Below are 24,508 nucleotides of genomic sequence, written 5' to 3' on the forward strand. Positions count from 1 at the left end.
GGCCGGGCCCCCGCCCCCCCCCCCCGGGGCGGGGGGGGGGGGGGGGGGGGCGGGGGGGGGGGGGCGGGCGCCCCCCCCCGCCGCGCCAATCAGAGGGCGAGGTCGAACTGGGTCCAGGTACGCCCGTCGCGGGTGAGGACGAAATGGTCCGGCTCGCCGTTCGACCCGTCGTACCGGCCGAAGAGCCAGGCATAGCCGGGGGCGACACTGACCGAACCGACGGGCCAGCCCTTCCCCCGCGCCACCGTGAAACTCCGTCCGTCGTCCCGGCTGACCAACACTTCGGCCGAGTGGCTGTCCTCCGGGCCGGTCTGCGTGATCGCCAGCAGGGACCCGTCCGTCCCCACCGTCAGGTCCCAGTGCGGTCCCTCCGGCAGGTCGGCGCCGGTGGCGGTCCAGCTCGCCCCGCCGTCCGTGGTCCGCGCCAGCGTGGTCGAGCCGGCCGGGGACGACATCAGCTGGTACCCCTCCCGGTCGTCGACCCCCACCAGCGCCAGGAGGCTCGTACTGTCCGGTGGCTGCCAGGTCTTCCAGGTCGCGCCCCGGTCGGCGCTGCGGGCCCCGGTGGTCGCCGCACCACTTGCCCGGTACGTCGCCCAGATGGTGCCATCCGGAGCCGGGTAGAGGCTGAACAGCTGGAGCGGCGACGGCGGCTCGCCGGTGAGCCGGTAGACCTTGCCGGTCGACGGGTCCACCGCCAGCGGCTCATTCATCGCCCCGCAGCCGAACTGGCAGAAGACCGGCCGGGCTACCGCCGGAAACGCGCGCACCCCCGCGATCGCCCGGTCCGCGTCATGCCACGTACGGCCGTAGTCCGTAGAGAGACGGAGCAGCCCACCGTCGTCGACCAGATACGACCGGTCACCGAGCACGGAGTACTCCAGTTTCTCCGCCGTCTCGGCGGAGCCGCGCTTGCATCTGGTGGCCTGGTACCGGGCCGCGTCCCAGTCGGACCAGGTCCGGCCCCCGTCGTCGGTGCGCGCGAAGCGGAGTACACAGCCGTCGATGCGCACGTCCACCCCCGAGGCGGGACCGGTAAGCGTGAAGTCGCCGGGGTTGCCAAACAGGGCGGGACCGGGCGATGGCCTGTCCGGCACCGCCGGCTCATGCTGCTCTGGCGGGGACACCAGCGGTACGACCGCCATCGCGGCCAGCGCGGCCAGGGCCGTCGCCGCTAGCGCGACCGACCGGTGCCGGCGGGAGCGGGCCACAGCACGCAACTCATCGAGGGGCGGCTGCCGAACGGCGTCTGCCATGGTGTCGATGTCGAAGCCGGAGAACTCACGATCGGACATCGGTCCTCCCGGTGCTCGTGCTGCCAGTGACGTCGGAGTCGCTGAGCAGCGCTGCCAGAGCCTGCCGCCCACGGGAGAGGCGGGACTTCACCGTGCCGGCGGAGACGCCGAGGGTCGCCGCGACCTCGTCGACCGGCAGGTCGACCAGGTAGTGCAGGGCCAGTGCGTGTCGCTGCCCCTCGGGCAGGTCCCGCAACGCCGCCAGCAGGGCCAGGTGCTCTGGCGAGCGATCGGCGACGGCGGGTGGCGGACCGATCCGGAGCAGCAACCGGTCCAGCACGCGTCGCCGCCGGTGCCGGCTGCGAGCCACGTTCACCGCAACCCGCCGCAGCCACGCCTCCGGGTTGTCAAGCCGGGCGAACCGTCCGGGCGCCGTCAGAGCCCGGGTGAACGCCTCCTGGACCGCCTCCTGTGCCTCACTCAGATCCCCGGTCACCGCGTAGATCTGGACCACCAGCCGGCGGAAGCAGCCAGCGTAGAGCTCGGAGATCAATTCACCGTCGGACACCGTCACCTCCCCTCTCCACCTCTCCCACTCGCGGGCGGGGACGAAGGTTCCGGGACGCGCTCAGAAGATGTCAGCGACCGGGAGGACGAGCGGGAACGGCTGATCCGTTCGGAGGACTTCCGCCGCGCCGAGGACGGCCCCCTCGCGGTAGCCGCCGCCGACGTGCGCCAGCACGGTCAGGGTCTGCTTCCACGGCTCGACCAGCCAGTAGCGGGGGATGCCGGCTGCGGCGTATTCGTGGCGCTTGAGCACCAGGTCCCGGCCGGCGTTGTTCGGCGAGATCACCTCGACCACGAGGAGCACATCAGCCGGGTCGAGCGCGGCACCGCCCCGGTCGAGGGCGTCCTCGCGGGCCACGAAGAGATCCGGTACGAAGTATGACGAGCGTTTCGCGCTGACTCCGATGTCCTGCCCGACGAGCAGGCCGGCCGGCGCCTGCCGGTCGAGGAGTCGCCGGAGGCGGTTGGCGACCGCCCCGTGGAAGACGTCCGCGTGGGGGGACACGAGCAGGCTCCCGTCGAAGATCTCGTAGTCCTGGCCGTCCTCGGGGAGGTCCTGGAGGTCGTCCACCGTCCAGGCATCACCTTGGCCGGGCCGAGCCGGGCTGGTCACCGTCACACCTCCTCCCTACCCGAACACCCTGACATCCCGCCCCGTCGTCCACAACGAACCCACCGCCATCCACCGGGTTGTCCACAGGAGTGACGCGTTCTCCACAGGTTGTCCACAGGCCGGTGCGACGGACGCCGTCGCGGAACCTTGACATTCGCAGTGATCAGGCGAGACTGCCGGAGATGACCGGAGCGGACGATCGGGGCGTTCCGGGGCGGCCGGCTGCCGCTCCGGTGCCGGCCCCGCGCGCGGCCGAGCCGCCCCGGCGTACCCGGATCGTGCTGGCCGAGGTGTCCCGCTCGGGCAGCCGGGCGGACCGCACCCGCTCCGAGCTGACCCAGCAGACCCGGGTCGGCGAGGCGCTGGTCCGGGGGCTGGTCCGGGCCCAGCTCGCGCTGGCCCTGCGGCTCAGCCTGCTGGTGCTGATCGGGCTGGGCGGCCTGCCCTGGCTGTTCGCCATCGCACCCTCGGTCGGTCGGGTCACCGTGCTCGGGATCAACCTGCCGTGGCTGCTGCTCGGGGTGGCCGCGTTCCCGTTCCTGATCGCGGTCGGCTGGGCGTACGTGCGGCTGGCCGAACGGAACGAGCAGGACTTCACCGACCTCGTCCAGCGGCCGGAGCGCTGAGATGGGCAACGGGTACGTCGTCCCGGCCATCGTGGCGGTCACTCTGGTCACGGTCGGGATCGGCTTCTACGGGCTGCGGCTGGCCCGGACCACCTCCGACTTCCTGGTCGCCTCCCGGGCGATCAGCCCGACCTGGAACGCCGCCGCGATCGGCGGCGAGTACCTGTCGGCGGCGAGCTTCCTGGGCGTGGCCGGCCTGATCCTCAAGTACGGCGTGGACGTGCTCTGGTACCCGGTCGGCTTCGCCGCCGGCTATTTGGCGCTGCTGCTCTTCGTGGCCGCCCCGCTGCGCCGCTCGGGGGCGTTCACCCTGCCTGACTTCTGCGAGGTGCGGCTCGGCTCGCGGCGGTTGCGCAAGCTGGCCACCGTCTTCGTGATCTTCATCGGCTGGCTCTACCTGGTGCCCCAGCTCCAGGGCGCGGGGCTGACCCTGGCCACGGTCGCCGGCTCGCCGTACCCGGTGGGTGCGCTGCTGGTCGCCGTGGTGGTGACCGCGAACGTGGCGCTGGGCGGGATGCGGGCGATCACCTTCGTCCAGGCCTTCCAGTACTGGTTGAAGCTGACCGCGCTGGCCGTACCCGCGATCTTCCTGGCGTTGCAGTGGCAGGCCGACGCCCGCCCGGCGGTGACCCCGCCCGACGGGCCGGCGTTCCGGACCGCGACCACCGTCGTGGTCGAGCACCGCGCGACCCTCACCTTCCCCGACGGCGACGTCCGGGAGGTACGCCCCGGCGACCGCCTCGACTTCGCCGCCGGCGACCCGGTGCCGGAGGTCACGGGTACGGCCACCGACGCGGCGGACTGGCTGCTGCCGGACACCGCCGGGGACGACGACCGGGGGCTGTTCGCGACGTACTCGCTGATCCTGGCCACCTTCCTCGGCACCATGGGGCTGCCGCACGTGCTGGTGCGCTTCTACACCAACCCGGACGGCGCAGCCGCCCGCCGGACCACCCTGGTGGTGCTCGCCCTGGTGGGCGTCTTCTACCTGCTGCCCACCATCTACGGCGTGCTGGGCCGGATCTACACCCCGCAACTGCTGGTCACCGGCCAGACCGACGCGGTGGTGGTGCTGCTGCCCGGGGCGGTGCTCGGCGACGGGCAGGTCGGCCGGCTGCTCGCCGCGCTGGTCGCCGCCGGGGCGTTCGCCGCGTTCCTCTCCACCTCGTCCGGGCTGCTCACCAGCGTGGCCGGGGTGATCTCCACCGACGTCCTCGGCCGCGGCTCGGTACGCGGCTTCCGGCTGGCCACGGTGATCGCCGGTGGGGTGCCGGCGGTGCTCGCGCTCAACCTCTCCGGGCTGGACGTCTCCCAGGTCGTCGGGCTGGCCTTCGCGGTGGCCGCGTCGAGCTTCTGTCCGCTGCTGGTGCTGGGCATCTGGTGGCGCGGGCTGACCGACCTGGGCGCCGCCGCCGGGGTGCTGGTCGGCGGCGGCGCCGCGATGGCCGCCGTGCTGCTCACCGTGCTGGGTCCGCCGCTGACCGGTTGGCCGGCCACGTTGACCACCCAGCCGGCCGCGTGGACCGTGCCGCTGGCGTTCACGGTGATGGTGGCGGTCTCGATCGCCACCCGGCGGCGGCTCCCGACCGACGTCGGCACCACCATGCTCCGCCTGCACGCCCCGGAGGCGCTGCGCCTCTGAGCGCGTCCAGGGCCTGAGCGGGTGGAACATCGTGACGACGCGCTGCGCGAACGGCACGGAAGCAGGGGCCTTCTGCCGTCAAGTGGCGGAGATGTCCGAAACCTGATTAATCAGTGGACATATTTCGATGTCACAAGACAGGCTTGTCGCATTTATCGCCACCCGGGGGAGGCGTCCTCATGCGCAGCCGCGCACGGTTCGGCCGTACGTTCCTGACCACCGCCGCTACCTTGGCCTTGTTGGCCGGCCAACTCGCCGTACCAGATCCGGTCCGGGCCGCACCCACTCCGGCGGCACCGGATCCCGGCACGGCAACCGCGAAAACCGATCCGACCACACCGGACGGCACGGCGCCGAACGCGCAGCCGTCGCGTACGGCGATCATGCCGCAGCTCGACCAGGTGCCGCCCGTCAACCCGGCGCCCGGCTCGGTGCGGGTCGACCGGGGGCCGTCCGCCGCGCTGACGCCGATCGCCCCGCTACCCGCGGTCGATCCGGCCGCCGGGACGGTCGCCATCGACCGGGCCGCGGTCGTGCCGGACCCACCGGTCCGGCCCGCGCCGCTCACCCTGCCGCTGCATCCGGGCCAGGAACTGGTCGACGCCACCGCCGCGGATGCCATCACCACGCTCGACCGGGCCGGCCGGCTCCACCCGGACCGCACCCCGGACCTGGACGCCCGCAAGCTCCAGCCCCAGGTCTCCTCGGCCCAGTTCGTCGATCCGGCGCAGCCGGTCACGCTGGAAGCGCTGATCACGGCCCTCGCCAGCGGAAACATCCCGCCGCCCCTGCCGGTCGACCCGCTGGCGCTGCTCGAGCAGTTGCCCGACGGCATTCCGCGCATCACCTACCGGATCTGCTCGGAGTCAGCCACCAAGGCGGTGTCCTGCTCGCTCACCCTGCCGCTGGCCGTGCCCGCGATCGTGGACGTGACCGGTGACGGCACCCCGGACGTACTGGCCGACCTGCTGCCGGTGGCGCTGCCCGGCGACGTGGTCGCCGCGGTGCGCCAGCTCCTCGAGGTGCAGTCCGCCCTCAAGGCGGCCCAGGACCGCCTCGCCGTCGTCCTGGAGCTGCTCAAGGACCCGCTCCAGGTCATCCTCCATCCCGAACTGCTGCTCGAACGGCTGCGGTTGCAGGACCTGATCGCGGATCTCCAGGCGCAGCTGGCGGACAAGCTGGAGGCCCTGCTCGACCTGATCAACGTCGGCGTCGCCCTGCTGGCGCTCCGCCTGCCCACCAGCGAACTGGCCGGCCAGCCGCTGCCGGCACACGTCTGGGCCGTCTACGACATCCCCGGCCACCAGCGGATCTCGGTCGGCTTCGACGGGCTGCGGCGCGGCACCACCCTGCCGACCGGCACCCTGGGGCTGTTCACCTTCAACCCGGTGACCCTGCTGCGGGGCGTGTACGACATCCAGGCCCGGCTGCTCCAGGGCGGTGCCGGCGACGCGCTCGCGGTGACCGCCGGGCTGGCCTCGGTGACCGACGACAGCGCGGGTGACCCGTACCAGCCGACGGTGGCGAGTGCCCGCTTCTCCCCCGTACCGTCGATCTTCTCGGCGCGGGCCCGGATCGATCCGGGCAGCGACACCACCGACCAGCACGTGCTGGTGGACTCGACCAGCGACAAGGCCACCCAGCTGGACGTCCAGGTGCTCAGCAACCGTGACGGCGCCGACGAGTTCACCCAGCTCGTCGTCGACGAGCTGCCCACCAGCGTGTCCGTCGAGCTGACCCGGCCACCGGGCGGGAAGGCCACCCTCGCCTACCGGGCGTCCACCGGCATCGACCGGGTGCTCTTCGCCGACTTCGGCTATCAGCCGGCGGGCCTGGTCAACGCGGTCCAGGCGAGCGCCGAGGCGATTCCCATTTCGTTCGACGCGGCGTTGGCGAACACCGACACCGGGGTCGATCTCGACTACACCGCGAGCAGCCAGCTCGCCGCGCTGGACGTCGCCGTGTATGACAAGGCCGGCGGCCTGGTCGGCCGGGGCTCGCTGCGCAAGCTGCCCACCGAGGTGACCCTCACCGCCGACACCGGCGCCAGCCACGTGACGTTCAACGGCGCTCAGCCGCTCGGCTCCGGCACCGTGGCCATCTCGCGCAACCTCGGCGCGTTCGCGCCGTACGACAGCGACCACGCGACGCTGGTCACCGCCGGCACCGCGCTGGGCGTCTCCGCCCGGGTCACCGGAATGCGGCAGGTCGACGCCTACTACGACGGGCATCCCCGGCTGACCACCACGTTCGATCCGGGCGGCCAACCCTTCGTCGCCGCCGGTGACCTGGACGGGCTGCACAAGGCCCGGCTGGAGCTCTCCAACCTGCCGGCCACCGCGTCGCTGGACGTGGACACGGCGGCGCGTACGGTCGCGTACCAGACCAGCTCGGTGATCCACCGGGTGTTCGCCGCGTACACCAACACGGCCGCCGGGCCGACCCTGTTCGCCACCGTCACCGAGCTGCCCGAGCAGATCAACCTCTCCTACGACCTGGGTGACCGGCCTCGGCTGCGGTACGAGGCGACCAGCCGGGTGCAGAAGGTGGAGGTGTTCGCCAGCCCGGCGCACGTGGAGACGTTGCGCCCGCAGCAGGACCACTACCTGTCGGCCGCCGCGGCCGGGTTGGCCACCACCATGGACTTCCTGCTGGACCTGCCGGCCCGGCACCTCGACGGCATCCAGTCCGATCCGCTGACCAGCCTGGCGGCGGTGGTCCGGTTGCCGTCCGGTGGCCGGGACTGGACCGCGATGGCCGACCTGACCGGCGTGCCGGCCCGGTTCGACGCCGACTTCGCCGAGGGCACCTACCGGTTCCGGGGCCTGTCCGGGCCGCTCGGCGGGGCCCGGCTCGCGGTCACCAACCACGCCGGCCAGGTCGCCCCGACCGGGCTGCACCTGGGCGTGCACTACCGGCAGGTCACCGGCGACCTGGACGGCAGCGTGTCGGTGCGCAACCTGTCCTGGGTGGAGTACGCGCGCGACGGCGGCGGGCAGACCTTCCGGCTGGACACCGACACCGGCGGCGACCCGGTGTTCGTGGACGCGGACGTGCTGCTCGCCGCAAACGGCGTGGACGACACCCAACTCTCCACGGTGGCCCGGGTGGACGGCCTGCCGAACACCATCCGGTCCACCTTCGCCGACGGCCGGCTCAGCTACACCGCGACCGGCCACCTCGGGCTGACCATCGGGGTACGGGTGGGCAAGGTGGGTGCGCTGGCGGGGCTGGGCGCACCGCTGTTCGCCAACGGGGTGGCCCTGGTCGGCAACGGCTGCGACACCGGCAACGGCTGCGCCAAGGACGAGAGCGTCTTCTGCGCGGTGTTCGCCCGCTGCCTCGGGCTGGTCGGCACGGTCCGGCTGCCCGGACTGCCGAGCAACCTGGCCGTGGACACCCGGGCGCGGACGGTGGTGTTCACCGGCTACCGGCCGCCGGCCGCGCCGTTGCAGGCGTACCTGCGCCTGGCCGGGCTGGTCGACAGCCTGCCGGATGTGCGGGCCCTGGCCAGCCTCTCCGGGTTGCCGGCCGAGCTGGACATGACGGTCGGCCCGGTCGAGGTCGCCGGCGGCTCGATCGACTTCCGGTACACCGCTTCGGCACCGCTGGGCAGCCTGCGCTTCGACGCCGACGCGACCACCACCGACCAGACCTTCCCGGTGGTCCGCGGCCGGGCCACGATCGGCCGGCTGCCGGCCACGATGCACGTCAACGGCACGATCGGTGACCGGACCACGGTGGCGGTCCGCAACTCGGCCGCGGTGGACTCGGTCGGGCTCACCGTGACCAACGCCAGCACGGGTTACCTGACCGCGTCGGTGACCGGCGTGCCGGCCACCGTGGACGCGCTGGTCGACCTGCCGGCCCGGCACGCCGAGACCACCATGTCGGCGCCGATCTCGGCGATCTCGTTCCTGGCCCACGTGCCATACGGGGGCCGGACCTGGTCGGCGTTCGCGGACGTCCGCGGCGTGCCGGCCCGGTTCGACGCGGACTGGGGCAACGGCACGTACGCGTTCCGGGCCGCCGAGGGCAGCTCGCTGGGCAGCGCGGCGTTCGCGGTGACCAACCACGCGGCCGCCCTGGCACCGGCCGGGTCACACCTGGCCACCCACTACGACGAGGCCAACGGCAACATCGACGGCAGCGCGTCGATCACCGGACTGCAGGACGCCGAGTTCGGTCATTCCGGTTCGTCGGTCACGGCCAGCTACCACGCACAACGGCAGACCATCGCGCTCGACGGCGACGTACGGCTGGCCGCGGGCGGTGCACAGGACGTCCGGCTGGGGGCACTGGGCCGGCTCGGACCGATTCCGGGCACCATCACCTTCAGCTCGAACGGCGGTGTGATCAACTACGCCGCCGACGCGACGCTGGACGTGGAGACGCAGTTCTGGCTGGGCAAGGTGGCCGCGCTGGACGGGCTGGGGGCACCGCGCTACGCCAACGGCGCCTCGGTGGTGGACCGGGGCTGCACCGTTGGGCCGGGCTGCGCCAATCAGGGCCCGTTCTGCGTGGACGGGAAGTGCTTCGGGTTGACCGGGATCATCAACGTCTCGGGGCTGCCCAGCCGGGTGACCGTCGACCCGACCACCCGGAGCTACTCGTTCGCCGGCTACCAGCCCCGGTCGAACAAGTTGACCCTGTACGTCGACGACTCGGTCTTCGTACCGTCGCCGCCGGACCGGATCAGGGCCGAGGCGACCCTGACCGACCTGCCGTCCGGGATCAACTTCACCCTCGGCCCGATCGCCCTCACCGACACGCTCAGCATCAAGTACGACTCGGACGTGGCCTCGGCCGGCATCCTGGACGTGCACGCCCAGGCCGACCAGGTGCCGAAGTTCGAGTCGACCCGGGCGCTGGCCCACCTGGACCCGATCCCCGGTGGCCTGGAGGTGAGCGGCAAGGTCGGCTCGCCCACCTCGGTGCGGGTCAAGAACTCGACGGTCATCGACGAGCTGTCGATCAAGGCGACGGGCACCTTCCGCAACGAACCGGCCACGGGCCAGGTGCAGCTGCGCGACGTGCCCACCGACATGACATTCAGCGCCCGCGGGTTCGGCAACGCCGAGGGTGACAACCTGCCCACGGTGGACTACACGGCGAACGACGGGCGGGACACCCTCGACATCGACGTCGAGGTCGAGGCGAATCTGGTGAAGAAGACCGACGACTTCGAGGCCGGGCCTGACGATCTCGAACTGCACATCACCAACCTCGGCCACCGGACCACCGTGCAACTCGCGCCGGACACCCAGATCGTCACCATCACCTCCGTACCGAAGACCGACGAACTGCAGATGGTCGGCAATCTGCACCTCTCGGTGCCGAGGAAGGAGATGGACCTGGAGTTCTTCAACTGCTTCGGCCTGGTCCGCGGGTTGTTCACCGGACACGCCGAGGTGCGGGAGAGCTGGATCAGCGACATCACCTTCAACCTCACCGACATCCAGGCGGCGGCGCTGCGACCCGGCAACGTCCGCACCGACCTGCCGTTCGGGCTGCCAAAGGCGTTGGGCTACCTGTTCCTGGCCTTCGACGGAGCGTTCGGTCAGGCGACCATGACGATGGCCGGCGTCCACCTGGATATGGACATCGACCTGCTGCTCCGCATCGACAAGATCATCGGGCCGGACTTCTTCAAGCAGGACCTCAAGCTGGTCGGGTTGTACGACAGCGTCGACTACCATCGCTACGATCTGCAGCAGCCCAGCAAGGTAACGGTCGAGGTCAGCACCTGGGGCATCCCGCTCGCCGAGATCGTCCTGGCGATCTGGCCCGGCCTGGCGGAAAAGTCCCGTAATGGGGTGACTGTGCCCGGCGGCCGGCCGAGCGTGGTGACCATGCTCGACCCGGGAGACGACGTGGACGACTACATCTTCGACCTGCTCGCGTACGCCGCCTGGCCGTTCGACGGCGAGCACGCGGCCAAGCAGGAGAACACCGGCGACGGCGGGGCGTGCTGACCGGCATGCCGACCGCGAGCCGTCGGCGAGTCACCGGGCTGCTGGCCCTGGTGCTCGCCGGCGGCCTCGTCGGTCCGCTCAGTGGCTGTTTTGAAGGCTGCGCCGACACCCAACTCCAGGTGTCGCCGGTCGAAGTCGACGACCTGTCCGCCCCGCTCACGGTGAGCGCACGGCTGACCCGGGACGGCAGACCGGTCGCCGGGGTCACCGTGAATCTGGCGGTGATGGTGGTGGGCCCGAACAACGCACACAGCGAGGCAATGTTCTACGCCACCACCGACGCCGACGGCCGGGCGAGCGTGACCCGGCGGGGCGGCGTGGCCCGGCTGTCGCCCATTAACCACCAGGTGACCACGTACAGCGCCTACTTTCAGCCGATGAACAAGATCGACGGGGAGCACCTCTGCTGGTCGAGCGTGTCGGCGCCGATCACCTGCCGCACCGCGGCCGGCGCCGGCCCGTGCCCGGTCCGGACGGCGACCTGAGGGCGCCAGGTACGGCTGGGGGATGACGCGGGATCATCCTCCGGCCGGAGCGGCGCCTGGTCCGGGCCGGATACGGTCTGGTTCATGAGCGATCAGCACCCCGCGTTGTCCCTTCGTGGCCTGGCCAAGCGGTTCGACACCAAGGTCGCGGTCGCCGGGGTCGACCTGGACGTGCCGGCCGGCTCGTTCTACGGGCTGCTCGGCCCGAACGGGGCCGGCAAGACGACCACCCTGTCCATGGCCGTCGGCCTGCTGCGGCCCGACGCCGGCCAGGCCCGGGTGCTCGGGTACGACGTCTGGGCCGACCCGGTCCGCGCCAAGGGCCTGCTCGGCGTGATGCCCGACGGGGTACGTCTCTTCGACCGGCTCAGCGGCGCCGAACTGCTGGCGTACCACGGTCTGCTGCGCGGCATGGATCCCGCGGTGGTCGACCAGCGGGCGGCGGAGCTGCTGGACGTGCTGGCGCTCAACGACGCCGGCCGCACCCTGGTGGTCGACTACTCGGCGGGCATGAAGAAGAAGATCGGCCTGGCCTGCGCGCTGCTGCACGGCCCCCGGCTGCTGGTGCTGGACGAGCCGTTCGAGGCGGTCGACCCGGTCTCCGCGGCGCTGATCCGGGACATCCTGCACCGCTACGTGACCGGCGGCGGCACGGTGGTCTTCTCCAGCCACGTCATGGAGGTCGTCGAGCGGCTCTGCTCGCACGTGGCGATCCTCGCCGAGGGGCGGATCAAGCGGGTCGGCACGCTCGACCAGGTGCGCGGCGAGCGGCCCCTGGAGGAGGTCTTCGTGGAGGTGGTCGGCGGGCGGACCGCGACCGGCGAGGAGCTGTCGTGGCTGTCCCGGTGACCCCGCCCGCCGAGCCGGTCCGGCAGGTCTCCGCCCGGCACTTCGTCCGGCTCAAGCTGCGCGTGCTGGCCAACAACTTCCGCGGCCAGGGCTGGCGGATCGCCCTCTTCGTGGTGGGCGTCGTGATCGGGCTCTGGTTCGCCGTCGGCGGCTTCTTCCTCCTGGCCGCGCCCGGCCTGGCCGGCGAGTCCCGGTACGCGCTCATGATCGCCGCCTTCGGCGGCGGGCTGCTGGTGCTCGGCTGGCTGCTGCTGCCGCTGGCCTTCTTCGGCGTGGACGAGACCCTGGACCCGGCCCGGTTCGCGCTGCTCCCGCTGTCCCGCCGTGCCCTGGTCACCGGCCTGTTCGCGGCCGCCCTGGTCAGCGTCCCGGTGCTGGCGACGCTGATCGCGGTCACCGGGCTGGTGATCACCGCCGGCGCGCTGGGCGGCTGGCCCGCCGCCCTGGTGGAACTGGTCGGGGTGATCGTCGGCCTGCTGCTCTGTGTGGCCGCCGCCCGCGCGGTGACCAGCGCTTTCGCCACCATGCTGCGCTCCCGCCGGATACGCGACCTGGCCGCCGTGCTGCTCGCGGTGCTGGCCGCCCTGCTCGGGCCGTTGCAGATCGCGGTGCTCGCCGCCGTCCGCCAAGCCGACTGGGACCAGTTGACCGGCACGGCCCGGATCGTCGGTTGGACCCCGTTCGGGGCGCCGTGGACCGCCGGGATCGACGTGGCCGAGGGCCGGGCCTGGGCCGCCGGGCTGAAGCTGCTGATCACCGCGCTGGCCATCGGCGCGCTGCTGCTCTGGTGGTCGCGCTCGCTGGAGTCGGCGATGGTCGGCGCGGTCAGCGCCGGGCCGTCCCGGGACCGGCGCGGCACGGTCGGCGGCGCGGTCGCCCAACTCTTCCCGCGGGCGGCCGGCTGGGCCCGGCGGGACCGGTTCGGCGCGCTGGTCGCCCGGGAGGCCCGGTACTGGTGGCGGGACGCCCGGCGGCGGGCCAATCTGATCACCATCGCGGTGGTCGGCATCTTCGTGCCGGTGATGGTCAACGTGGGCGGCGCCCAGTTGGCCGTGGAGGGCACGCAGGCGTTCGGCGAGGTGACCGCGAACTCGTCGCCGGTGCTGGTCAGCCTCTCGCTGGTCTTCGTCGGGGTTGTCGCGTCCCTTACCGTGGCCAACCAGTTCGGCTTCGACGGCAGCGCGTACGCGGCCAACGTGGTGGCCGGCGTGCCGGGACGGCTGGAACTGCGCGCCCGGATGACCGCGTTCGCGATCTACGTGGTGCCGCTGCTCGTGGCGGTCGCGGTCATCCTCGCCGCGCTGCTGCGACACCCGGGTTGGCTGGGCGTGATGGCCGGCGCGCTGTTCGCCGCGTACGGCAGCGGGCTCGCGATCAACGCGTTCGTCTCGGTGCTCGGCGCGTACGCGCTGCCGGAGACGAGCAACCCGTTCGCCATGAACACCGGCGCCGGGGTGGCGAAGAGCTTCCTCACCCTGCTGTCCATGATCGCCTCGACCGCCGCGGCGGTGCCGATGGTGGTGGCGGCACTGCTCGGTGACCTCTGGCTCTGGCTGGCCCTGCCGATCGGCCTGGCGTACGGGCTGGGGGCCGCGCTGCTCGGCTCCTACCTGGCCGGGGACGTGCTGGACCGCCGCCTGCCGGAACTGCTGGCGGCGGTCACGCCCCGTCGCTGACTGTTAGCGCTGTCGACTTTCCGCGCTATATCTGCGATCATCGATGCCATCGCAGGTGTCCAAGGGACGCCGACAACCACGGGGAGAGCGACCCACATGAAGCTGAGATCCTTCGCGACCGCCATGACGATGACTACGGCACTGCTCGGTGGCATGCTGGTCGCCACGCCGGCAGCGAGCGCATCGACCTCCGCGGGCTACATTTCTGGCGTCGACACGCTCACCGACGACTGGGGCGACGAGGGGCCGCTGAGCACCAATTCGTACCCGTTCAGCCGGGCCGTTGCATTGTGGCAGGGAGTTCTCAAGGCGGAAGGGCTCTACACGGGGGCCATCGACTGTGCCTTCGGCCCCGCCACAAAGTCGGCCACCGCGGCGTATCAGAGTCGATACGGGCTCACGGCGGACGGTATCGCGGGCCCACTGACCATGGGGTATGCCGACAGGTACCTCGTCGCGGGTAGCAGCGATTTCGTTAATTACGATGTCGCTCGCGGGTCCGCAACATTCCGGCGCACCGGTGGCGCCTACTACGTCTATCTCAGTGGTGCCTGGAGAACGGCCTCCTACGTCTCATCAACCGGTTGTTGATGGGTCAGTCCTTGATGGTCAGAAAGCCATCGGCAGTTGACCCGCCTTACCGTCGATAACCGGTAGTTCGTCGCACGCGAACGTCCCGCAGCGCCGCGCTGGGGGCCGTTCGCATCATCAGAGCGTTGCTCGACGAGCCCTTCCGCCCCAAGATCGCGCTCGATCCAGGAAGTGGTGGTCTCGCTCACCGATCGAGGCCACTACTTCCTGGATCGAGCGTGGCCTTGACAGCCCGGTCCGGAGGCCCGCGATCAGGGAGCGCCAGGCCTCGGGGGTGAAGGAAAGCGTGGGGCCAGACGGGTCCTTGCTGTCCCGGACCAGCACCACCCCTGGCAGATTGTCCGCCACCTCGACACAGTTTCCGCCGGAGTCGGTCGAACGGGACGACTTGCGCCAGCAGGGGTCGGCGATGGTCATGGCGTCACCTTCAACTTCCGGATCAGATCCAGCGAGGCTCCCGTGGACAGCGCTTCGCCGAGGAGGCTATCCCACTTCCGCTCGATCAAGCCGATCGTCTCGGGGTCGTCGACGACGTGGCCCCGGGCAGCATTCTCCAGGTAGAGCACCTGGTCAGCGTCCGGCAACTCGGCCAGCACGAAGCCGCCACCGAGCCCCGCGTGCTCGCCCACGGCCAACGGAATGACGTGCAGGCGCACAGACGGAAGCTCGGCCACCTCCAGTAGCCGCCCCAGTTGAGCGTCGAGCACCGGCGGTCCGCCCACCGGCCGCCGCACGGCGGTCTCGTCCAGCAGGGAGACGAAATGCGGCGGCTGGTCACGGTGCAGCAACTGTTGACGCTCCATCCGGACAGCCACCAGTTCGTCCACCATGGCCGGTGGATGGAGGCCACCGGTGGAGATGACAGCCCTCGCGTAATCCTCGGTCTGGAGCAGACCGGGCACCAAGCACGCCTCGAAGGCCCGCAGCCGCGTCGCCTGCTGCTCGTAACCCCGCCAGGGCACAAACCACGACGGCCCACGCTCCTGGTCGGCGGCTTTGAGCAGTTCGGCGAGGAGGCCGCCGGTGCCGAGGGCTTGGTCGGCGGCGACAGCGAACTCCATGGTCGGCCGTCGACGGCCGGTCTCGATCGCGGCGACCGTGGACGGACTCCACTTGATCAGGGCGGCCAGCCCTTCCTGGGAGACGTCCGCACCGGCCCGGGCGGCCTTGAGCGCCCGGATCCACATCTCGATGTTCATCCTTACCTCTCCGGTAAGTACGTGACCGCGCTGCGTAGTAAGCCCTGGCATCCTCCCCTGCCGACGCCGTCGAGTCCAGGGTGGAGACACGCGGCCCGGCTGGTGGAGGCGACGACCCGGCGGCCGGTCCTGCGCCGGTCGCCCCGGCCATTCCCCTGGCCGGGGCGACCTCGTCCGACCAGAGGAGGCACCCGATGTTCGCCCTGTTCCGCCGCTGCCGGAACGCCGCGGCGCACGCGTACCGGAAAGTCCTGCCGCCACCCCCGGCCGCCACCCGGCCGTACCCGGCAGTCTCACCACCCCCGGCGGCGGCCTTGGCCCGGCCGAACGCCGCACCGGCCTGGGCGTCCCAGCCGACGGTGGCCTTCCCGCGACCGGGCCGGGCCGGCTGGCTCACCCCGGCGCAGACGTGGCGGGCGAACGGCGGCCGCTGGTGATCAACAAGCAGATCTTGGTAGGGAACGGCCCCTGGACGGGCCGGTTTCGTCCAAGATCTGCCGGAGCCCCAATGGGTGGACGGCGGGAGGATCGCCGCGAGCGGGAAGGTGAGTGGCGGTGAGGCCGGGGCATCTGCCGATGCGGCCGCTGTGGCGGTGTCGGGCGTGTGGCGCGCACTGGCCGTGCCAGCCGGCCCGGCTCGCCCTGCTGGTCGAGTACCGGCACGACCGGACGGCGTTGCTGGTGTATCTGGGTGGGCTGATGGCCGAGGCCGGCGAGCAGCTCGCCCGGCTGAACGGTCACGACCACCCCGGCGACCTACACGAGCGCTTCCTCGGTTGGGCGCGGGCCCGGGGCGGCACAATGTTTCACGTGAATCCTGAGCCGGGTGCCGAGATCCACCACACCGACCCGTTCGCCGTGCCGGCCGGGCAGCGTTCCCCGGCCCGCCGGTTGCGGGGTCGGCTCGCCGCCTCGGTCACGCTCTGGACGGCACCCGGGCCGGCGGGACTGACGGTCTCGTCCACCCTGGTCGCCGAGGGGGAGCCGGACCGGCTGCTCGGGCTGATCGACCCGGAGTCCGACCTCTGGGCGGCCGCGGAGACGGCGGGGCGGTTCGCGGTCGCGCCGCTGGGTCCGCCGCACCGGCAGCTCGCCGACCGCTTCGCCGGCCTCTTCCCGTCCCCTGGCGGCCTCTTCGCCATCGGCTCCTGGATCGACACCCCGTACGGACCGGTCCCGGCCGACACGGGCGCGTGGGCCGGCTGCCAGCTCGACAGCGCCCGGGAGTACGGCTGGGGGCTGCTGGTCGAGGCCACCATCGAGACGGTCGAGCTGGCCGAGGAGACGACCCCCTTGCTTCATTACCGGGGCCGCTACCACGAGCTGGGCTGACCGGGACCCGCCAGCTCGCCGACATGGCGGTGTCCGCCCGCCCGCGACGCCGCCAGATCGCCGACCTGACGATCTCCGGCCGCCGGGCGCGCCAGCTCGCCGACATGGCGGTGTCCAGGCACCCGCGACGCCGCCAGATCGCCGACCTGACGAACTCCGGCCGCCGGGCGCGCCAGCTCGCCGACATGGCGGTGTCCGGGCGCCCGGGATGCCGCCGAATCGGCGACCCGGAGTCGATCAAGCGGCCTGCGGACCTGGAGTCGATCAAGGCGCCCGGGTCGGAGATCGGGCGACAGCCGGTGACCGGAGTGACCTGAGTCACTCGGCGCAGGGGGGCGACCGTTCGGCGCAGCGGGTGACCGGGGTCGGTCTGCGCCTTCCCCGGTTGGGAGCGTGCTCTCTACCGTGCGCGAAACTCCCCCACGCCTGCGAAGGTGGTGATCCACAGATGTCCACGGACACACCCGCGTCCGCACCGGCCGAGTCCCCGGCGGAGCGGTATCTCGCCGTACAGCGGTCGGACGAGTTCGCCGGGTTGCGGCGCGCGCTGCGCGGCTTCGTCTTCCCGATGACCGTCGCGTTCTTCCTGTGGTACGCGCTCTACGTCATCCTCTCCGCGTACGCGCGGGGCTTCATGGGTACGAAGCTCTTCGGGAACGTCAACGTCGCCCTGGTCTTCGGCCTGCTCCAGTTCGTCTCGACGTTCGTCATCGCGTGGCTCTACGCCCGGTTCGCCGACCGGCGGATCGACCCGGTCGCCGATCGGATCCGCGCCGAGATCGGGGAGGTGACCCATGACGACGCTCCTCGCGGCTGAGGCGGGCAGCACCACCGCCCGTAACCTCACCATCACGCTCTTCCTGATCTTCGTGGCGATCACGCTGGCGATCACCGTCTGGGCCAGCCGGCAGACGAAGACCGCCACCGACTTCTACGCCGGCGGCCGGTCCTTCTCCGGCTTCCAGAACGGCATGGCGATCGGTGGCGACTACATGTCGGCGGCGTCGTTCCTCGGCATCGCCGGCATCATCGCCCTGTACGGCTACGACGGCTTCCTCTACTCGATCGGCTTCCTGGTCGCCTGGCTGGTGGCGCTGCTGCTCGTCGCCGAACTGCTGCGCAACTCGGGCCGCTACACCATGGCCGACGTGTTGGCGTTCCGGATGCGCCAGCGCCCGGTGCGGACGGCGGCGGCGGTCTCCACGATCACCGTCTCGATCTTCTATCTGCTGGCCCAGATGGTCGGCGCGGGCGCGCTGGTCGCGCTGCTGCTCGGCATCAAGCCGGGCACCACCTTCCTCGGCATGGACGCCGACACCGCGAAGGTCGCCACCATCATCCTGGTCGGCGCCCTGATGATCATCTACGTCACCGTGGGCGGCATGAAGGGCACCACGTACGTGCAGATCGTCAAGGCGTTCCTGCTCATGAGCGGCGCCATCGTGATGACCCTGCTGGTGCTGGCGCACTACAAGTTCAACCTGTCGTCGCTGCTGGGCGACGCCGCCGCCTCCTCCGGCAAGGGTGACGCCTTCCTCGAACCGGGCCTGCGGTACGGCGTCGAGAAGGCCGGCGACGCGACGCAGACCTTCTACAACAAGATGGACCTGCTGTCGCTCGGCATCGCGCTGGTGCTCGGCACGGCCGGCCTGCCGCACATCCTGATCCGCTTCTACACGGTGCCGACGGCGAAGACGGCTCGCAAGAGCGTGCTCTGGGCGATCGGCATCATCGGCACCTTCTACCTGCTCACCCTGGCCCTGGGCTTCGGGGCGGCGGCGATGGTGGGCGGCCAGGCGATCACCGCGCAGGACAAGGCCGGCAACACCGCGGCGCCACAGCTCGCCGAGGCGCTGGGCATCAAGTTCCTCGGCGGCGACCTGGGCGGCGCGACCCTGCTGGCGATCATCGCGGCGGTCGCGTTCGCCACCATCCTGGCCGTGGTCGCCGGGCTCACCCTGGCCTCGTCGTCCAGCCTGGCGCACGACTTCTACGCCAACGTGGTCAAGGACGGCCAGGCGTCCGAGCGGCAGGAGGTGAACGTCGCCCGGATCTCCGCCCTGGTGATCGGCGCGATCTCGATCGTCCTGTCGATCTTCGCGCAGAGCCTGAACGTGGCCTTTCTGGTGGCGCTGGCCTTCGCGGTGGCCGCCTCGGGCAACCTGCCGGCGATCCTCTACAGCCTGTTCTGGAAGCGGTTCAACACCTCCGGCGCGGTCTGGGCGATCTACGGCGGCCTGCTCGCCGCCGTGGTACTGGTCTTCTTCTCCCCGGTGGTCTCCGGGGCGCCGACGGCCATGTTCCCGGACCACGACTGGCACTGGTTCCCGCTGTCCAACCCGGGCATCATCTCGATCCCGTTCGGGTTCCTCTGCGGCTGGATCGGCACCCTGCTGTCGAAGGAGCACGACGAGGAGAAGTACGCGGAACTGGAGGTTCGTTCCCTCACCGGAGCGGGCGCGCACTGACGACACAACCGCGGATGGGCCGGAGCCGCCGTCGGCTCCGGCCCATTCGCTTGAGTAGGCTGGCCGGCATGAAGGTTGCTCCCCGTTTCGGCCCCGGTCACCGCATCCTCGTCACCGGCGGCGCCGGCTTCGTGCCGTCGCACCTGGTCGATCGGCTCATCGAGCGCGGCTGCACGGTCGTGGTGCTGGACAACTTCGTCACCGGGTCCAAGGACAACATCTCCCACCTGCTGGAGAAGCCGACCTTCACACTGATCGAGGCGGACGTCTCCGAGGGGCTGCCGACCCACCACCCGGCCATGGCCGAACGGTTCGACGCGATCCTGCACATGGCCTCCCCGGCCAGCCCCACCGACTTCGAGAAGCTGCCGGTGGAGATTCTGCGGGTCGGCTCGGTCGCCACCCTGGCGCTGCTGGAGCGGGCCACCGCCGACGGTGCCCGGTTCCTGATGGCCTCCACGTCCGAGGCGTACGGGGACCCGAAGGAGCACCCGCAGCGCGAGACCTACTGGGGCAACGTCAACCCGATCGGCATCCGGAGCGTCTACGACGAGGCGAAGCGCTTCTCGGAGGCGGCCACCATGGCCTACCACCGCAGCCGGGGCACCGACACCGCGATCGTCCGGATCTTCAACACGTACGGCCCGCGGATGCGGCCCGACGACGGCCGGGCCATCCCGACCTTCATCTCCCAGGCGCTGCGCGGCGAGCCGATCACCGTCCACGGCACCGGCAACCAGACCCGGTCGATCTGCTACGTGGACGATCTCGTGCGGGGCATCCTGCTGCTGCTCGACTCGACCGAGACCGGCCCGATCAACTGCGGCACCGAACACGAGATGTCGATGCGGCAGCTGGCGGAGACGATCGCATCGCTGACCGGAAGCAGCTCCGAAGTGAGCTACATCACTCGCGCCGCCGACGACCCGGAGATGCGCCGCCCGGATCTCACCCTCGCCCGTGAGCTGTTGGGATACGAACCGACCGTGGCGCCCGAAGACGGCCTCCGGCGCACCATCGACTACTTTCGCGGCCGGCTAGGGTACTGACCCCGGCTGGAAGGACGCTGACACCCCGGTTGCCATTGACGGCGGCACTGGCGCCACCGACCTACCCTCGGTACATGTCAGCGACCACGTCTGCCGACGATCCGTTCCCGTACGTCAGTCGGAGCGCGGGGCGCGCCCAGGTGCCCGGCCCCGGTCGGAGCACCACCGGGCGCGCCCGCCCGACCGACGCCAGCCGGTACCCGTCGTACGACGAGGAGCAGCCTCGCTCCGGCGGACCCGGCAGCCCCGGTGGACCCGCCGGGCCGGGCGGCCCGGGCGGTCCCGGCGCTCCGCGCCGGCCCGGCCCGCGCCCGCGCTGGGGGCGCATCGGCCTGGTGGCGGGCGTCGCGGTGCTGGTGCTGGCGCTGCTCGGCGGCGCGGGTGCCTGGCTCTACGCGCGCAACCTCGACAACGATCTGGCCCGGACCGACCCCTTCTCGGCGATCACCGGCGGACGGCCCGCCAAGAAGGTCGACGGGGCGCTCAACATCCTGATGGCCGGCACCGACTCCCGGGACCCGGACGCGCCGATGGACAAGGCCGGCGAGTGGCGCGCGGACACCATGATCCTCATGCACATCCCGGCCGACCACAAGACGGCCTACCTGGTCTCCATCCCCCGCGACCTGTACGTGCCGATCCCGCAGAACGCGGGCGCGTCCTGCGACTCCGGCCAGCGCAACAAGGTGAACGCTGCCTTCGCGTTCGGCGGCCTGCCGCTCGCGGTGAAGACCGTGGAGTGCTTCACCGACGTGCGGATCGACCACGTCATGGCGATCGACTTCGCCGGGTTCAAGGAGGTCACCGATGCGCTCGGCGGGGTCGACCTGAAGGTGGAGCGGACGATCACCTCGATCCACAAGCCGTACCGGAAGTTCACCAAGGGCGTGAACCACATGAACGGCGTCGAGGCCCTCGACTGGGTGCGGCAGCGCAAGCAGTTCCCCGAGGGTGACTTCGCCCGGATGCGCCACCAGCAGGAGTTCCTCAAGGCGCTGATGGACAAGGCGGCCAGCACCGGCACCCTGACCAACCCGAAGAAGCTGAACGACTTCCTCAAGGCGGTGACCGCCGCAGTCACCGTCGACCAGGGTTTCTCGTTGACCGACATGGCGTTGGAGTTCCGGAACCTGCGAGGCGAGAACCTGACCTTCATCACCAGCCCGAACCTCGGCGGCCAGACCATCGACGGCCAGTCGGTGGTGGTCTCCGACCGGGAGAAGGCGCTGGCCATGTACCAGGCCATCGCGTCGGACACGATGACGGAGTGGGTGAAGGCCAACCAGCCGGGCGACACCACCGGCAACTGATCCCGCTCGGGCGCACCGCGCCGATCGGCGGCCGAGGCTCACCACCGTGAGCCAACCGCCGATCGGCTGATCTCAATTGGCCGTTCGGGCAATCTGCCTGGTCGGGTGCCGGGATGGGTGGGGATAGCCCGCACACGAGGTCGCGGGAACGGGTACTGATACGTACAGTGGTCCCGCCCCCGATCATCTAGCTGGAGCACGCATGCCGGTCCAGACCAGCCGTCGCCCTCCGTCACTGGATCCCGGCGCACCCGGGCGGGTGCCGCCGACCATCCCCACCCAGCCCGGTCCGGGCGGTCGCGGTCCCGGTAACCGGAAGAGGCGGACCAAGCGCAAGGACCCGCTCTGGGCCCGGCTCACGCTGATCTTCGGCGCGGTGCTGATGATGACCAGCGGCGTCGCGATCGTCGGCAGCAAGGCGGTGATCGGCCAGGCCACCAGCAACATCAAGCAGGGCAGCCTGCTCGGCGACGCGGGCAAGAGCGAGGCCGAGGGCGGCAAGAACCTGAACGGCCCGATCGACATGCTGCTGCTCGGCGTCGACGCCCGGGCGAGCTGGGACGCCGCCAACGTCCGGTCGGACAGCATCATCATCCTGCACATCCCGGCCAGCCACGACCAGGCGTATCTGATCTCCATCCCGCGGGACACCGAGGCGGAGATCCCGGGCCACGGCACCAACAAGATCAACTCAGCCTTCTTCTTCGGCGCGCAGAACGGTGGCGGCTGGGAGGGCGGCGCGCAGTTGATGGCCAAGACCATCAAGCAGATGAGCGGAATCAGCTTCGACGGCGCGGCGATCATCAACTTCGGCGGCTTCAAGAAGGTCATCGACGCGCTCGGCACCGTCCGGATCTGCGTCAGCCACGAGGTCAAGTCGATCCACATGTCGTACGTCGACGGCAGGCCGAGGTGGAACTCGGACGCCGAGAAGCTCGGCAAGCCGATGACGCCGGTGGTGCACAAGAAGGGCTGCAAGGAGATGGAGGGCTGGGAGGCCCTCGACTTCGCCCGCCAGAGGTACGGCCTGCCGAGAGGCGACTACGACCGCCAGCAGAACCAGCAGCAGCTGATCAAGGCGATGGCGAAGAAGGCCAGCGAGAGCGGCATGCTGACCAACCCCATCAAGCTGAACCAAATGATCAAGGCGGCCGGCGAGTCGCTCATGCTGGACACCGGCGGCGTGAAGGTCGAAGACTTCATCTTCACCCTCAAGGGCCTCAGCGGTAACGACCTGGTCACGCTGCGCACCAACGGCGGCAACTTCGCCACCGCGGCCAGCGGCCGGGAGATGCTCAACGAAACGAGCCGGCAGATGTTCCGGGCGGTCAAGGAGGACAAGCTCGCCGACTTCGTCACCGCGAACCCGGAGGTCCTCTCGACCCGGAAGTGAGCCTGACCTGCGGTGGCTGCGGCGAAAGCGGCCACCGCCGGGGCTCCGGCCCCGTAGCCTGAGGTGAGCGGGTCTCACGTCAAGGCTGTGGGGGAGGGCTGTCACGTTCAGGCCGGGACGGACCAGGCGCGGGCGGGGTCGACCCGTCCGCTGGCCCCGGTTCCTCCTCGGCGCCGGCCTCGCCCTGGTGCTGCTCGCCGCGCTCGGCGTGGCGGGGCTGCACTGGCTCACCAACCGGTACGACCACACGGTGGAAAAGCAGCAACTGCTCGCCCCGGCCGCCCGGCAGCCGCGTACCGACCTGTCCCGCGGGCTCAACTACCTGCTGATCGGCTCCGACCACCGGCCCGGTGCCAATCCCGAGGACCAGCGCTCGGACAGCATCCTGATCGTGCACGTCCCGGCCGGGATGCGGCAGGCGTACCTGATCTCCATCCCGCGCGACCTGCTGGTCGCCATCCCGGCGGCGCCCGGCTACGGCGGCGGCCAGGACAAGGTCAACGCGGCGTACGAGCACGGCGGCGGCGGTGAGGCCGGCGCCCGGCTGCTCTCCGCCACCCTGGGCCAGCTCACCGGCCTGCGCTTCGACGGCGCCGCGCTGGTCGACTTCTCCGGCTTCAAGCAGGTCATCGACCTGCTCGGCGGGATCCGGATGTGCGTCGACACCGAGGTCCGCTCGATCCACACCAAGACCCTGTTCACCCCCGGCTGCCAGCAGATGGACGGCGCCCGGACCCTGGACTACGTCCGCCAGCGCTACGACCTGCCCGGCGGCGACTACGACCGGCAGCGGCACCAGCAGCAGATGCTCCGCGCCGTGCTCGACAAGGCCGGCGAGACGCACCTGCGCAACGACCCGGTGCAGTTGGACCGGGTGATCCGGGCGGTCGGCGGCGCGCTGACCGTGGACACGAACGGCGTACCACTGGAGGACCTGCTCTTCGCGCTCCGGTCGCTGCCCCCGGACGCGCTGCACGGCGTGCAGGTGCCCTCGTATCCGCAGACCATCGGCGAGGTCTCGTACGTGGTGCTGGACAACGGCGGCAACGGCCTCTTCGACGCGGTGCGGGACACCCGGATGCCGGAATGGGCCGGGGCGAATCCCCGTTGGGTCAACCGGCTCTGAGCGAAATCGCCGTCTAGGCTAGGTAGCCGTGTTCGGACCCCAGGTTCCCAGCGTGCCCGCGTCGGCCGTGCCCGACGACACCTACCTGCTCGACGTCCGGGAGGACGACGAGTGGGCCGCCGGCCACGCGCCCGCCGCCCACCACCTGCCGATGACCGAGCTGCCCGGCCGGATGGCCGAGGTGCCGGACGACCGCGAGGTGGCGGTGATCTGCCGCTCCGGCGGGCGGTCCGCGCAGGTCGTCGCGTACCTCCTGCGCAACGGCTGGGACCAGGTGCGCAACGTCGAGGGCGGGATGGGCGACTGGGCCGCCGCGGGCCGCCCGGTGGTCACCGACGACGGGCAGCCGGGCCGGGTCGCCTGAGGAGTCCG

21 protein-coding genes and 1 pseudogene are annotated in these 24,508 nt (G+C 71.1%); 17 read left to right on the forward strand and 5 right to left on the reverse strand.

Going from position 1 to position 24,508, the window contains the following annotated elements:
- Positions 1 to 89 precede the first annotated feature (89 nt).
- The 3 genes from ACFYM6_RS00230 to ACFYM6_RS00240 are packed head-to-tail and all read right to left on the reverse strand — an operon-like array spanning position 90 to position 2,415.
- The gene (locus ACFYM6_RS00230; protein ID WP_387270805.1) at positions 90 to 1,295 is read right to left on the reverse strand and encodes a WD40/YVTN/BNR-like repeat-containing protein; all 1,206 of its coding nucleotides are present in this window, start codon (positions 1,293 to 1,295) and stop codon (positions 90 to 92) included.
- Positions 1,282 to 1,803 carry an RNA polymerase sigma factor gene (locus ACFYM6_RS00235; protein WP_387270806.1) on the reverse strand — a complete coding sequence of 174 codons (522 nt, stop codon included), beginning with the start codon at positions 1,801 to 1,803 and terminating at the stop codon, positions 1,282 to 1,284. The genes ACFYM6_RS00230 and ACFYM6_RS00235 overlap by 14 nt, the downstream gene beginning before the upstream one ends.
- Before the next feature lie 60 nt (positions 1,804 to 1,863).
- Positions 1,864 to 2,415, reverse strand: a complete 552-nt coding sequence (locus ACFYM6_RS00240; protein ID WP_387270808.1) for a Uma2 family endonuclease — start codon at positions 2,413 to 2,415, stop codon at positions 1,864 to 1,866.
- A 182-nt stretch (positions 2,416 to 2,597) separates the two neighbouring features.
- Between ACFYM6_RS00240 and ACFYM6_RS00245 the strand changes: the two genes are divergently transcribed.
- The 7 genes from ACFYM6_RS00245 (at position 2,598) to ACFYM6_RS00275 (ending at position 14,259) form a co-directional block, all read left to right on the forward strand.
- The gene (locus ACFYM6_RS00245; RefSeq protein WP_387270810.1) at positions 2,598 to 3,041 is read left to right on the forward strand and encodes a hypothetical protein; all 444 of its coding nucleotides are present in this window, start codon (positions 2,598 to 2,600) and stop codon (positions 3,039 to 3,041) included.
- A gap of 1 nt (position 3,042) precedes the next feature.
- Complete coding sequence (locus tag ACFYM6_RS00250; RefSeq protein WP_387270812.1) at positions 3,043 to 4,683, forward strand: cation acetate symporter; 1,641 nt, start codon at positions 3,043 to 3,045, stop codon at positions 4,681 to 4,683.
- A 179-nt stretch (positions 4,684 to 4,862) separates the two neighbouring features.
- Positions 4,863 to 10,658, forward strand: a complete 5,796-nt coding sequence (locus ACFYM6_RS00255; RefSeq protein ID WP_387270814.1) for a hypothetical protein — start codon at positions 4,863 to 4,865, stop codon at positions 10,656 to 10,658.
- Between the two features lie 5 nt (positions 10,659 to 10,663).
- Positions 10,664 to 11,143: a hypothetical protein gene (locus tag ACFYM6_RS00260; RefSeq protein WP_387270816.1), complete on the forward strand. Its 480-nt coding sequence runs from the start codon at positions 10,664 to 10,666 to the stop codon at positions 11,141 to 11,143.
- An 84-nt stretch (positions 11,144 to 11,227) separates the two neighbouring features.
- The gene (locus ACFYM6_RS00265; RefSeq protein ID WP_387270818.1) at positions 11,228 to 11,992 is read left to right on the forward strand and encodes an ABC transporter ATP-binding protein; all 765 of its coding nucleotides are present in this window, start codon (positions 11,228 to 11,230) and stop codon (positions 11,990 to 11,992) included.
- A complete protein-coding gene (locus ACFYM6_RS00270; RefSeq protein ID WP_387270820.1) occupies positions 11,977 to 13,668 on the forward strand; it encodes an ABC transporter permease in 1,692 nt (563 codons plus the stop codon). Before ACFYM6_RS00265 ends, ACFYM6_RS00270 begins: the two co-directional genes overlap by 16 nt.
- A gap of 96 nt (positions 13,669 to 13,764) precedes the next feature.
- Positions 13,765 to 14,259, forward strand: a complete 495-nt coding sequence (locus ACFYM6_RS00275; protein WP_387270821.1) for a peptidoglycan-binding protein — start codon at positions 13,765 to 13,767, stop codon at positions 14,257 to 14,259.
- Between the two features lie 237 nt (positions 14,260 to 14,496).
- Here the strand turns inward: ACFYM6_RS00275 and ACFYM6_RS00280 are convergent.
- Together ACFYM6_RS00280 and ACFYM6_RS00285 are read right to left on the reverse strand one after the other, a co-directional pair.
- A pseudogene (locus ACFYM6_RS00280) lies at positions 14,497 to 14,676 on the reverse strand (DUF397 domain-containing protein); the annotation flags it as partial.
- A complete protein-coding gene (locus ACFYM6_RS00285; protein ID WP_387270823.1) occupies positions 14,673 to 15,458 on the reverse strand; it encodes a Scr1 family TA system antitoxin-like transcriptional regulator in 786 nt (261 codons plus the stop codon). The pseudogene ACFYM6_RS00280 and the gene ACFYM6_RS00285, both read right to left, overlap by 4 nt.
- Positions 15,459 to 15,652: 194 nt before the next feature.
- Here ACFYM6_RS00285 and ACFYM6_RS00290 point away from each other — a divergent pair, with 194 nt between their 5' ends.
- The 10 genes from ACFYM6_RS00290 (at position 15,653) to ACFYM6_RS00335 (ending at position 24,500) form a co-directional block, all read left to right on the forward strand.
- The gene (locus tag ACFYM6_RS00290; protein WP_387270825.1) at positions 15,653 to 15,895 is read left to right on the forward strand and encodes a hypothetical protein; all 243 of its coding nucleotides are present in this window, start codon (positions 15,653 to 15,655) and stop codon (positions 15,893 to 15,895) included.
- 139 nt (positions 15,896 to 16,034) lie between these two features.
- Positions 16,035 to 16,790, forward strand: coding sequence for a flavin reductase family protein (locus ACFYM6_RS00295; RefSeq protein ID WP_387271817.1), 756 nt, complete (start codon positions 16,035 to 16,037; stop codon positions 16,788 to 16,790).
- A gap of 23 nt (positions 16,791 to 16,813) precedes the next feature.
- On the forward strand, positions 16,814 to 17,107 hold the full coding sequence (locus ACFYM6_RS00300) for a hypothetical protein (RefSeq protein ID WP_387270826.1): 294 nt from the start codon (positions 16,814 to 16,816) through the stop codon (positions 17,105 to 17,107).
- A gap of 131 nt (positions 17,108 to 17,238) precedes the next feature.
- Positions 17,239 to 17,607, forward strand: coding sequence for a DUF485 domain-containing protein (locus ACFYM6_RS00305; protein WP_387270828.1), 369 nt, complete (start codon positions 17,239 to 17,241; stop codon positions 17,605 to 17,607).
- On the forward strand, positions 17,585 to 19,258 hold the full coding sequence (locus ACFYM6_RS00310; protein WP_387270829.1) for a cation acetate symporter: 1,674 nt from the start codon (positions 17,585 to 17,587) through the stop codon (positions 19,256 to 19,258). Before ACFYM6_RS00305 ends, ACFYM6_RS00310 begins: the two co-directional genes overlap by 23 nt.
- Before the next feature lie 68 nt (positions 19,259 to 19,326).
- Positions 19,327 to 20,307 carry a UDP-glucuronic acid decarboxylase family protein gene (locus tag ACFYM6_RS00315; RefSeq protein WP_387270831.1) on the forward strand — a complete coding sequence of 327 codons (981 nt, stop codon included), beginning with the start codon at positions 19,327 to 19,329 and terminating at the stop codon, positions 20,305 to 20,307.
- Positions 20,308 to 20,381: 74 nt separating this feature from the next.
- Positions 20,382 to 21,617 carry an LCP family protein gene (locus ACFYM6_RS00320; protein WP_387270833.1) on the forward strand — a complete coding sequence of 412 codons (1,236 nt, stop codon included), beginning with the start codon at positions 20,382 to 20,384 and terminating at the stop codon, positions 21,615 to 21,617.
- Between the two features lie 202 nt (positions 21,618 to 21,819).
- Positions 21,820 to 23,010 carry an LCP family protein gene (locus ACFYM6_RS00325; RefSeq protein WP_387270834.1) on the forward strand — a complete coding sequence of 397 codons (1,191 nt, stop codon included), beginning with the start codon at positions 21,820 to 21,822 and terminating at the stop codon, positions 23,008 to 23,010.
- A 187-nt stretch (positions 23,011 to 23,197) separates the two neighbouring features.
- Entirely contained in the window at positions 23,198 to 24,136 is a 939-nt protein-coding gene (locus ACFYM6_RS00330) for an LCP family protein (RefSeq protein ID WP_387270836.1), read from the forward strand.
- Positions 24,137 to 24,164: 28 nt separating this feature from the next.
- A complete protein-coding gene (locus ACFYM6_RS00335) occupies positions 24,165 to 24,500 on the forward strand; it encodes a rhodanese-like domain-containing protein (protein WP_387270838.1) in 336 nt (111 codons plus the stop codon).
- Positions 24,501 to 24,508: the final 8 nt, after the last annotated feature.

Origin of the sequence: Micromonospora sp. NPDC006431 (genome assembly GCF_042870725.1) — a bacterium.
Taxonomy (GTDB): Bacteria; Actinomycetota; Actinomycetes; order Mycobacteriales; family Micromonosporaceae; genus Micromonospora.